Source organism: Salipiger mangrovisoli, assembly GCF_015223355.1.
Classification (GTDB): domain Bacteria; phylum Pseudomonadota; class Alphaproteobacteria; order Rhodobacterales; family Rhodobacteraceae; genus Salipiger; species Salipiger mangrovisoli.
Map to the genome: position 1 here is coordinate 1 of NZ_JADFFK010000070.1, position 4,433 is coordinate 4,433.

4 protein-coding genes are annotated in these 4,433 nt (G+C 68.9%); all 4 read right to left on the reverse strand.

The genetic code is table 11. The features are described from left to right. Positions 1–145: 145 nt before the first annotated feature. From IQ782_RS29330 to iolG, 4 genes are read right to left on the reverse strand one after another with little or no spacing between them, the layout of a single operon-like run. The gene (locus IQ782_RS29330; protein WP_194138196.1) at positions 146–1,171 is read right to left on the reverse strand and encodes a Gfo/Idh/MocA family protein; all 1,026 of its coding nucleotides are present in this window, start codon (positions 1,169–1,171) and stop codon (positions 146–148) included. Then, on the reverse strand, positions 1,168–2,373 hold the full coding sequence (locus IQ782_RS29335; RefSeq protein WP_194138197.1) for a Gfo/Idh/MocA family protein: 1,206 nt from the start codon (positions 2,371–2,373) through the stop codon (positions 1,168–1,170). The genes IQ782_RS29330 and IQ782_RS29335 overlap by 4 nt, the downstream gene beginning before the upstream one ends. A 1-nt stretch (position 2,374) precedes the next feature. Further along, entirely contained in the window at positions 2,375–3,304 is a 930-nt protein-coding gene (gene iolE / locus IQ782_RS29340) for a myo-inosose-2 dehydratase (RefSeq protein ID WP_194138198.1), read from the reverse strand. Positions 3,305–3,330: 26 nt separating this feature from the next. Then, positions 3,331–4,338 carry an inositol 2-dehydrogenase gene (iolG, locus tag IQ782_RS29345; RefSeq protein WP_240989674.1) on the reverse strand — a complete coding sequence of 336 codons (1,008 nt, stop codon included), beginning with the start codon at positions 4,336–4,338 and terminating at the stop codon, positions 3,331–3,333. Between the last annotated feature and the right edge of the window lie 95 nt (positions 4,339–4,433).

A 4,433-nucleotide genomic window follows, 5' to 3' on the forward strand; every position in this document is an offset into this window, starting at 1 on the left:
GGAAAACACGGTCCGAGCCTGAGCCCGGCCGCCCGTCATGCCCAGCCCAAAACGCCGCGCGCGCGCCGGCACAGGGGCGGACCAAACGGCGGTGAGCTGACCGGGCACCGGCCCGACCTTCGGTCCGCGCAGCCGGTGCCCCCGCCTATGCCGGAGACGCCAGTGCCGCGCGGATCGCGTCCATCGTCGCCAGCGTGGCAAGCGTCTCTTGCAGCGGGCGTTTCGGCGTCTCACCCAGCCCGCCGGCAATGCAGCGCGCGACCTCGGCGGCCTCGTAGCAAAGCCCCTCGAAATGCCGCCCCGGCGGCTCGACATAGTCAAGCACGCGGCTGCCATCGGCAGAGATCAGCTGGAACGGTCCGGGCAGGTTGAACGCGCTTCCGAAGCGCAGTGTCGCCGCGGTGCCGACAATCGCCGCATTGGTCGGGGTGAAGCCGTAGAGCGTGGTCGACAGGGTGCCCTGGTTGCCCTGCGCATCCGCGAGGATCACCGACAGGTGCCCCTGCACGCCGCTCGCGTCCATCTGCGCGAGCCCCAGCACGGTCTTCGGCACGCCAAGCAGCCGGGTCAGCAGCGACACCGGATAGGTGCCCAGATCGTTGAGCGGCCCGCCCGCCAGCGCCGGGTCGAAGATGCGGTGATCGCGGCTGAAATACTCGCCGTACTCGGTATGGACCGACCTGATCTCGCCCAGGGCGCCCGCCGCGAAGAGCTGGTCAAGCACATCGAATTTGGGCAGGAAATAAGTCCAGAGCGCCTCGGCCAGAAACACCCCCTGCGCGCGCGCCAGCGCAACCAGCCGCTCCCCCTCAGCCAGGCTCAGAACCATCGGCTTTTCCACCAACACGTGCTTGCGCGCCATCAGCGCCATCTCGACATGCGCGGCGTGGAGGTTGTGCGGCGTTGCGACATAGATCACGTCGAGCGAGGGATCACCGACCAGCGCCCCGTAGCTGCCATGGGCGGTGCCGATCTGCCAATCGGCGGCGAAACCGTCGGCGCTTGCCTGCGACCGCGAGCCGACGGCGGCGATCTCTTGCCGGCTGTGGGCGCGCACGGACTCGATGAAGCGCTGCGCGATCCAGCCGGTACCGAGAACGCCCCAGCGCAGCGCCGGGGCGTCCATCGGGTCAGGGACGCGCGACGCAGGCAGCGCAGAGGGAAAGCTCATGCGGGCACGCCTTGCTGCGCCCCGGCAGGCGCGCGCGTGCCGACGTGCTCCCAGAGACCGCTCGCCAGCGAGCGCTCCATGGCGTCCATGATCCGCATGTTCTCGAGCCCGAAGGCAAAATTGGGCGCACAATCCTTGCCCGACAGGATGCCCTCGACCAGATCGCGCACCTCGATCACCTTTACGTCGAAATAGCCAAGCCCGCCTCCAGCGAAATCGAAGGGAAAGAAGGCCGCGAACTGCGGCACCTGGCTGCCGGCCAGCAGGGTCTTGAAACCCCGGTCCGGCTTGTCGTCCCCGAAGCGCGCGATCTTCAGCTCGTTGAAGCGCTCGCCGTCCATCAGGATCGTGCCCCTGGTGCCCGAGACCTCCCAGTAGACGCCGAAGACCTTGCCCGCCGCCACGCGCGAAGCCTCGATCGTGCCCCCCGCGCCGCTCCCGAAGCGCACCAACGCCTGGATCTGATCCTCGTTCTCGACCGCCCGGCGCGGCGCACCCTCGCTGGCCTTGGCACCATAGCCCGCGGCACCCTGCGGGATCGGACGGGTCGGAAAATAGGTCTGGCTCTGGGCGATGGTGCTTTCAATGTCTCCCATCAGGACCTGCGCCACCGAGATCACGTGGCTTCCAAGATCGCCGAGCGCGCCCGAGCCCGCCTCCTTGCGGGTGCAGCGCCAGGAAAAGGGCAGCTCGGGGTCATTGAAGAAGCCCTGGTCAAACCAGCCGCGAAACCGCATCGGCGTGCCGATCTCGCCGCGGTCGATCAGTTGCTTTGCCAGCATGGCGGCGGGGGTCTTCACGTTGTTGAAGGCGACCATGGTCTTCACCCCGGCGGCCGCGGCGGCGGCGGCCATCGCCTCGGCCTCGGCCAACGTCACCGAGAGCGGCTTTTCGCAATAGACGTGCTTGCCCGCGGCAATCGCCGCCATCGCCATGTCGAAGTGCAGCGCGTTGGGCGAGGTGATGTCGACCACGTCGACCTGCGGGTCGCTCACCAGCGCGCGCCAGTCGCCGGTGCTGCGCTCGAAGCCGAAGCGCGCGGCGGCCTCCGCCGCCAGGTCCTCGGTCGCATCGGCCAGCATGTAGGGATGCGGCACCGCGGGAAGGTCGCGGTAGAGCATCGCGGCGCGGCGGAAGGCATCCGCATGGGCCTGCCCCATGAAACCCGATCCGATCAGGCCGATGTTCAGTCGCTTTTGCATGTCACTCTCCTGCTTGCAGCGGCAGGGCGGCAAAGCCCGCGCGGATGTGGGTGAAGGCTCGGGTCACGGCGGCGCGCGGCGGTGCGAGCGCAGGATCCTGCTCGGCCTCGACGATCAGCCAGCCGCGATAGGCGCCGCTGGCGGCGAAATGGACCAGCGGGCCGAAATCGAGCGCGCCGTCGCCGGGCACGGTGAACATCCCCTGCCGCACCCCCTCGTTGAAGCTGGTGTCGCGGTCGCGCACCTGACGCATGGCGGCGCTGCGCACGTCCTTGAGGTGGATATGCGCGATGCGCTCGCCGAACCGCTCGATCAGCCGCGTGTAGCTGAAACCCGAGGCGACGGCGTGGCCGGTATCGAGCAGCAGGCCCACAGCGGGATCGCAACGGCCGAGGATGTCGCTGATTTCCTCGAAGGTCTCGGCGACCATCATCAAGTGGTGGTGATAGGCCAATCTCAGCCCATACTCTCCGGAAAGGTGGCGGGCAAAGGCAGACAGCCGCTCGGCATAGCCCGGAACCTCGCGCGGGAGCATGACGCGCCTGTGCGACATCGGCAGGTCGAACGCGGCACCGGGCGCCATCATCGCCACCTCGCCGTAGACCAACACCTGACAGCCCATGGCGCGCAACAGCCGCGCAAGCGGGGCAACAGCGGCGATCTCGGCGGCGAGCCCGCGCCCGGCCAACTCGCCGGAATACCACCCCGAGGCCAGCGACAGCCCATGCTCTCTCAGCAGCGGTGCCAGAAGCTCGGGCTGGCGCGGGAACTTGCGGCCCAGTTCGACGCCGTCGTAGCCCACCTCCGCCGCGTCCCGCAGGCAGGCCTCGAGCGGGATATCGGCCCCGAGGTCCTCGAGCACGTCATTGGCCCAGGACAGCGGGCTCACCCCGAGCCGCAGCCCCGGCGGCAGGAAATCCGTTGCGCGCATCCCATCCTCCTCGCCTGCCCCTTGGCTCATGGCCGCCAGCCCGGCGCCATCACCACGACCTGCCCGGTTTCGTGCGACCGGATCGCCGCCTCGACCAGCCTTTGCGCTTCGAGCCCGTCGCGTGCCGTCGCCAGCGGCGGTGTGCCGTCCGTGATCAGCGCCGCGAACCCCGCCATCTCGTCCCGATAGGCCTGCGCGTAGCGCTCGAGGAAATAGTTCATCGGCGGGGGTGCCAGCGTGCCCTCGGGGCGCAGGACATGCAGCGTGCCCTGTGGCGCGTTCTCGACCCGCAGCACCTCGCGGGCGCAGACCGCCTCGAGCCGCTGGTCGTAGCCCATGGGCCCGCGCCGGCAGTTGATCACCTGCGCCAGCCGCCCGCTTTCGGTTGTCAGCGTGATCATCAGCGTATCGACATCGCCCGCCTGCCCGATCTCGGGCGAGATCAGGCAAGACCCCTTGGCATAGACACTGGCGATCTCTTCCCCCAGCAGGAAGCGCGCCATGTCCACGTCGTGGATCGCCGTGTCGCGGAACATGCCGCCCGAGGTCTTCACGTAAGAGATCGGCGGAGGCGCAGGGTCGCGCGACTGCATGATGAGGTGTTCGAGCCGCCCCGCCTCGCCGCTCGCCACGCGCGCCTGCAGCGCCCGGAACGCGGCGTCGTAGCGCCGCTGGAAGCCCAACATGCAGGGGATGCCCGCGGCCACGACCGCCGCCACCGCGCTTTGGGTGAGCGCGAAATCGAGGCTCACCGGCTTTTCGCAGAACACCGCCTTGCCGGTCTCGGCGGCACGGTGCACCAGCGGCGCGTGGCTGCTGGTCGAACTGGCGATCACGATGGCATGCAGCTTGGGGTCGGCAAAGACCTCCTCGGCGGAGACGATGCGCGCGCCTGTGGTCTTGGCCAGCGCATCCCGCGCCGGCCCCTCGACCGGATCGACGATATACTTGACGTGAAACCCCGGCTGCGCCGCCGCGTTGCGGGCATGAATCTGCCCGATGCGCCCGGCACCGAATACCGCCAATTGGACCATCTCTCCTCCTCCCCTTCACCGCGTCACATCAGGTGTTCGACCGGTGGCGCGGCGACGAAGCGCCACTTGCGCAGCGGGCCGGCCATGACGTTGAG